Source organism: Deltaproteobacteria bacterium (assembly GCA_009930495.1).
Lineage (GTDB): Bacteria > Desulfobacterota > Desulfovibrionia > Desulfovibrionales > Desulfomicrobiaceae > Desulfomicrobium.
Genome location: RZYB01000155.1, coordinates 1 through 6,229, shown reverse-complemented (window position 1 = coordinate 6,229; position 6,229 = coordinate 1). Strand labels below are relative to the sequence as shown.

The 6,229-nt window shown below is 62.5% G+C and carries 7 protein-coding genes; 6 read left to right on the top strand and 1 reads right to left on the bottom strand.

Annotation, left to right across the window (positions count from 1 at the left end):
• Window positions 1-83 precede the first annotated feature (83 nt).
• The 6 genes from ybgF to EOL86_11270 are packed head-to-tail and all read left to right on the top strand — an operon-like array spanning window position 84 to window position 5,094.
• Window positions 84-905 carry a tol-pal system protein YbgF gene (ybgF, locus tag EOL86_11295; protein ID NCD26160.1) on the top strand — a complete coding sequence of 274 codons (822 nt, stop codon included), beginning with the start codon at window positions 84-86 and terminating at the stop codon, window positions 903-905.
• Window positions 898-2,043: a DNA-protecting protein DprA gene (gene dprA / locus EOL86_11290; GenBank protein ID NCD26159.1), complete on the top strand. Its 1,146-nt coding sequence runs from the start codon at window positions 898-900 to the stop codon at window positions 2,041-2,043. The genes ybgF and dprA overlap by 8 nt, the downstream gene beginning before the upstream one ends.
• 21 nt (window positions 2,044-2,064) lie before the next feature.
• Window positions 2,065-2,418 (top strand): hypothetical protein, encoded by a 354-nt coding sequence (locus EOL86_11285; GenBank protein ID NCD26158.1) that lies wholly within the window; start codon window positions 2,065-2,067, stop codon window positions 2,416-2,418.
• On the top strand, window positions 2,418-3,242 hold the full coding sequence (locus tag EOL86_11280) for an HDOD domain-containing protein (GenBank protein NCD26157.1): 825 nt from the start codon (window positions 2,418-2,420) through the stop codon (window positions 3,240-3,242). Before EOL86_11285 ends, EOL86_11280 begins: the two co-directional genes overlap by 1 nt.
• Window positions 3,243-3,248: 6 nt before the next feature.
• Window positions 3,249-4,187, top strand: a complete 939-nt coding sequence (locus EOL86_11275) for a diguanylate cyclase (protein ID NCD26156.1) — start codon at window positions 3,249-3,251, stop codon at window positions 4,185-4,187.
• Window positions 4,159-5,094: a tyrosine recombinase XerC gene (locus EOL86_11270; GenBank protein NCD26155.1), complete on the top strand. Its 936-nt coding sequence runs from the start codon at window positions 4,159-4,161 to the stop codon at window positions 5,092-5,094. Before EOL86_11275 ends, EOL86_11270 begins: the two co-directional genes overlap by 29 nt.
• Before the next feature lie 71 nt (window positions 5,095-5,165).
• Here EOL86_11270 and EOL86_11265 read toward each other — a convergent pair whose 3' ends face one another.
• Entirely contained in the window at window positions 5,166-6,095 is a 930-nt protein-coding gene (locus tag EOL86_11265) for an HPP family protein (GenBank protein ID NCD26154.1), read from the bottom strand.
• Window positions 6,096-6,229: the final 134 nt, after the last annotated feature.

Sequence of the window (6,229 nt, the reverse complement as noted above, 5' to 3'; positions counted from 1 at the left end):
AGAGGCAAGGCGGCCTCCCTTGATAATCGTGGGCATCTTCCCTATTTCTCCCAGGTGTGTTTGGGTGGTATTCGGGGGCGGGGATGAAAAAAATTGTCGTGTTGCCGTTTTTGGCCGGATTTCTGGCCGGACTCCTCTCGGTGCTGGCCGCCCTGGAATGGGCCCGGCTCTGTTGTCCGCCGGCCGACACGGGCCGGGCGACGCCCGCCCTCGCTTTGCGCGCCGAAGTATCCATCGATCGCCACCACCTTGGATTCATCCGTCCCGTGATGCCCGTTTTTCGCCAGCGGGTCGTGCCCGTTGTGCTGCGCGAGCGTATCCTGCCTTCTTCGGAATCCGAACAGGGCGCGGCGTCCGGAAAAACCGGGTCCGACGTGGTCATGCAGTCCGGCATCGGTACGCTTCCAGCGCCTTCGGCGGTCACTGTCCGTCAAGACCGGCGGACGTCCGCGAATCCGCGTCCGGTTCCTTCCTCCCCCAAACCGGCCGACCTGTCGGCCAAGGCGCGGTATGCCCATGCCCTTGCCTGCTACGACGCCGGCCGTTATGCCCAGGCCCGCGAGGAATTCGCGGCCTTCGCGCGCGCCTTCCCCCAGAGCCCGCTGATGCCCAACGCCCTCTACTGGACCGGCGAAACCTGGTACGCCCAGCAGCGTTTCGACAAGGCCGCCGAGGCCTTCGCGCAGGTCGTGCGCCGTTATCCCCGGCATGTCAAAAGTCCGGACGCGCTCCTGAAACAGGCATATTCGGTGCTTCGGAGCGGGGATCCGGCTCGGGGCCGGCGTCTGCTCGACAATCTGGATGCCCGTTATCCCAAATCCAGGGCATCGCTTTTGGGGCGACGGGTGTTGCAAGGAAATTCCGGATATCGCGAGGTCGGCGCTTCGGGGATCCGTCATGGATGAATTTCGGGCCAGCCTGGCCCTGCGTCACACGAAAGGACTGGGGCCACGGACCTGGAGACGTCTGCTCGACGCCTTTGGGAGCGCGGACCGCGCCGTGGCGGCCTTTCCGGCCTGGAAGGGACTGGTTTCGTCCAGGGTCATGGATGCCTTCCGAAGTCGCGCCTGGGAGGACAAGGCCGACGCGGAAGCCGCCCGTGCCGAGCGGTTGCAGCTGTCCATCCTGCCCTGGTCCGATGCCGGCTATCCGGAGTTGTTGCGCCATATCCCCGACCCGCCTCTTTTTTTGTATTATCTCGGTGATGTTACCTTGCTGAACCGGCCCGGCGTGGCCCTGGTCGGATCGCGCCAGTGCTCGCGCTATGGCACGGGCATGGCCGATTCCATCGCCGCCACCCTGAGCCGGGCCGGCGTGTGCGTGGTTTCCGGATTCGCCTTTGGCATCGATCGCGTCGCCCATGTCGGCGCCCTGCGGGGAGTGGGTTCGACCATCGCGGTCCTGGGCACGGGTCTGGATCTGATCTATCCGGCGTCCAATGCCGATCTGTGGTCGGAAATCGCGTCCAAGGGCTTGATCCTGACGGAATTTTCTCCCGGAACCAAACCCGAGGGGCCCAACTTTCCGCACCGCAACCGCATCGTCAGCGGCCTGTCCCTGGGCGTGCTGGTGGTCGAGGCCGCCCTGGGCAGCGGCAGTCTGATCACGGCCAGCCTGGCGCTGGCCCAGAACCGCGAGGTCTTCGCCCTGCCCGGACCGGCAAACCTGAAAACCTTTCAGGGCTGCCATCAACTTATCCGCCAGGGGGCCTGTCTGGTTCAGGACGGCGAGGACATCCTGCGCGAACTGGACGCGCGCCTTCGGCCCTTTGCCCTGTCCGGGGAACAGCCCGTGGCGCCAGTTTTGGTCCCGACCGAGGCAACCAGGCCGGGCGCCGTGGCGCCCACGCCCGTCCTGCCGGACGATCCCGATCAGCGAACCGTGGCGCGTCTGCTCGCGGGCCGGCCGAGGGCCCACGTCGATGTCCTGACCCGTGAGTTGGACTGGCCGTCGGAAAAGGTCAGCTCGACCTTGCTCCTTTTGGAATTGCAAGGCCTTGTGGAACAGTTGCCCGGAATGTATTATGCGCTGTCGCGAACATGATTTTCCACCCGGAGAAGAGAGATGCAGAAGATACCCATCCAAAAAGCGGCCGCGGACATGGTTTTGGCCAAACCCGTGACCAAGGACAACGGCATGGTCCTTGTCGCCGCCGGCACGGCCCTGACCGATCAGCTTCTTTTCCGGCTTGAAAACATGGGCGTGGAGCAGATCGTGGTCGAGGGCAACCCCGTGGACCTGAGTGGCGGCCGGGGCGGTGAGATCGCCACCCAGAAGCTGGAGCGGCTCGAATATCTGTTCCGGAATTTCAAGGACGACAAATACATGCAAAAGGTGAAGGCCGTGGTGCGCGAGCATTTTGCCGGACGGGCCGCCGTGATCGCGGCCCGGGCCGTTCCCGAAAGTGGAGAAGAATGATGGAAGAAGACCTACGGACCAAGCACAAGGGGCAGATCCTGGCGGTCAAGGATTTGCCCACCCTGCCCGGAGTGCTGCATGAAGTCGCGGCCATGATGGACAATCCCGATTCCTCCACGGATCAGATCAGCAAGGCCATCTCCCGCGACCAGGTGCTTTCGGCCAAGGTGCTGAAGATGGTCAACTCGCCCATTTACGGCTTTCCCGGACGGATCGGATCCATCCAGCACGCCCTGGTTCTGCTCGGGTTCAACGTCATCAAGGGCATCATCATTTCGACCTCGGTTTTCGACGTCATGAACGAGAACATGAAGGGGCTGTGGGAACACAGTCTGGGCTGCGCCCTGGCCAGTTCGGCCATTGCCCGCGCCATCGGCTGCAAGGACCCCGAGGAATACGCCGTGGCCGGGCTGCTGCACGACATCGGCAAGGTCGTGACCGCCGTGCAGTTGCCGGAAAGCCGGGCGGCCATCGACGCCTTGGTCAAGGAGCGGGATTTGTCGTACCGCGCCGCCGAAGTCGAAGTGCTCGGTTTCGCCCACGACCGCGTCAACCTGTGGCTGTCAACCCATTGGAATCTGCCGCCAAACCTGAAGGAAGGCTTGTCCTACCATCATCGCCCCATGTCGGCGACGCTGTATCCCAAGGTCGCGCGGGTGGTCCACGTGGCGGACTTTTTTTCCCGTCTGTTCGAGGTCGGCAACGGCGGGGACGACCAGATCAGCGCCTTGGAGCCCGGAGTGCTGGAAGCATTGGGCATCGGTCCGGAATTGCTGTGCAAGATCATGGACGGCCTGGAAGGCGATTTTATCGATTTGATCTGAGGGGCCATGAACGAACGACGCCATTTTTTCCTGGTCACGGCCGATGCCTCGCTCCAGGCCTGTCTGGCCGATCTCTGGCCCGAAACCGAGATCACCTGGACGCGCTTCGATCGCGGCACGTCGGCCCTGGAACATCTTTTTTCCGATCCACCAGACCTGCTCGTGGTGGACGCCCAACTTCCGGACCTTCCGGGGGTGGAGCTGATCCGGCTGATCAAGGGCGAAAATGTGTACCGCCAGCTGCCGGTGGTGCTCTGCCTGCCCGACGAGGCGGCGTTGGCGGCCCAGGATTTCCGGCAACTCGAAATCGATGATTTTCTGGTCCGCCCGTTGTCGCCGGCCCTGGTCCGGGCGCGTTTGACCCTGGCCTATCACCGGGCCACGCGCGAACTCGATGCCAGCCCGTTGACGAAATTGCCTGGAAACACGTCAATCATCCATAAAATCCAGGATCTTATCGATAGAAAAGAAGATTTTGCCCTGGCCTACATCGATCTCGATCATTTCAAATCCTTCAATGACAAATACGGTTTTTCCCGTGGTGACGAGGTTTTGCTCATGACGGCGCGGGTCATCGTCAATTCCATTCGAGCCTTCATGGGCGCGAACACCTTTGTCGGCCACGTGGGTGGGGACGACTTTGTGTTCATCGTCCCGCCGGACCAGGCCGAAAGCGCCTGCCGGATGGTCATCACCAACTTCGATTCCATCGTGCCCCATTTTTACGACGAGGAAGACCGGGCCCAGGGCGCCATCCATTCCGTGGATCGCCGGGGCCAGGCCCAGGTGTTTCCCCTCATGGCCATCTCCATCGCCGTGGTTTTCAATCGGGACGGCCAGCTCAGGCATTTTGGCGAAGCGTCGCAAATCGCCATGAATTTGAAGAAAGAGGCCAAAAAAAATCCCGCGAGCTGCTATGTCCTGGACAAACGGCGCGGCGCCTGAGCCGGTCGACCAATTCCTGGTCTATCTGGACGACCAACGGGGCTATTCACCGGCCACGTCCCGGTCCTACGGCGTGGACTTGTTCGGAGCCCATGAATTTCTGGCCCGGCGCGGCAAGGGTCTGGACCATCCAGCCGCCGTCACCAGGGCCGATATCACCGCGTTTCTGGCCGATCTGCACCGGCGCGGTCTGGCCAAGACCACGGTGTGCCGCAAACTTTCGGCCTTGCGCTCTTTTTTCCGGTTTTTGCGCAAACGGGCCCTGGTCACGGACGATCCGTGCGCGGCCATTGCCAATCCCAAGCTCCCCAAGCTCCAGCCCAAGGTTTTGAATGTCGATCAGGCCCTGAACATGGTCAATGTCGATGTTCCGTCCGATCCGGAAAGCCAGCGTGACATGGCCCTGATCGAAGTGTTGTACGGGTCGGGCCTGCGCGTGAGCGAGGCGCTGGGACTCGATCTCGGGGATATGGACTTGGCGCGGGGGATAGCGCGGGTGCTGGGCAAGGGGCGCAAGGAGCGCCTAGCGCCGCTGACCGAACCGGCCGTGGAGCGTTTGCGTCGCTATTTGAAGCAGCGGGGCGCGTTTGGACCCCGCCCCGGGGAACAGGCCGTGTTTCTTGGCAAGCGGGGAGGGCGTCTGGGGCGGCGGCAGGCCGATGACATCGTCAAGAAACTGGCCGTGGCCGGCGGGGTTCCCATGCGCATCAGCCCGCATACCCTGCGCCACAGTTTCGCCACGCATTTGCTCCAGGCTGGCGCGGACCTGCGCGGCGTGCAGGAATTGCTCGGCCACGCGCGTATTTCGACCACGCAGCGCTACACCCACCTTGACCTGGCCCAAATCATGCGGGTTTACGATGCCTGCCACCCCCGGTCCGGGGGAAATAACGACGACAATACCTGAATCCCCGCCCAACGCGCCGTCCTGGTTTTTTTGATTTCACCTGGGCGGCTCCGCCGGAAAAAACCCGCGACCTATTTCCTCGCCCGGACCTGGGACGAATCGAAAATAAAGACGCCCATGGATACAAACAGCATGGCGCCGGCGAGCACGTGCAGGGGATAGGACCACAAGGCACATGCCGGCACCAGGACCGGCAAGAGCGCAATCGCCGCGACCGGCGGGAACGAAGTGCCAAAAGCCCGATACAGGACAAAGACGGTCCCCAGGGCAAGCCCGCCAAACAGCCACAGCGGCCCGTCGAGGGCCGTGACGATCACATAAAACCAGAGCACGCCCGTGATGGCCGCAGCAAAAAGAAGCGCGACGGTTTTCATCGGGGCCCGGCGCAGCGGATGGTGGGGGCGGGACAATTCAATGAAGGCGACAATCAGGGGCGGGGCGATCATGAACAGGTGGCCGGAGCCAAGCGCAAGGGCCGTGATCGCCAGAACCCCGCAAAAAATCTTGCTCCAATAGCCAAGGCCGTTTTCCGGGTCGGTGTCCGTCGCGGCCGCCGCGTTCCAAATCCGGTCCGGGACGAAATGCTCCCCGGCAAGTTTGCCGAGCACGATAACCGCCATCAGCATGCTCACGGAAAGGGGATACTGCCAGCTCGTGGTTTCGGTCAGAATGGCCAGTATGGCGGCGGAGATGGACGGAAAGACCTCCGAACGCATCAGCTTGAGCTGAACCACGACCAGGACAAAGGCGCATCCGATCAGGACAAAGGCCGGCAGGGGCACGTACCTGAACAACGCCACTCCGGTCAGGGCGGCCAGGGACGGCGACGCCCACACGACCAACGGACTTCCGCGCCACGGCGGTTTTTCCATGATCCAGAAACCTATGGCCAGAGCCGATATTTCGGGGAAGATGATTTCCTTTTCCGCCGAGATATCCACTAGGCCGAACATGGCCATGACCAGTGCCATGGCGGTGAGCAGGGACGTGTTTCGTGTCATGAGCCGGTTCTGTAATAGACCCTGGCGCGTCGTCAAACCCCAAACACCGGCTGGCGGAAAGTACCGCTCCCAGCCACGCGGTGGCCCTGGGCCATATCCACGACAGTGGATTGCGCGCGTTTGAAATGGTCAAA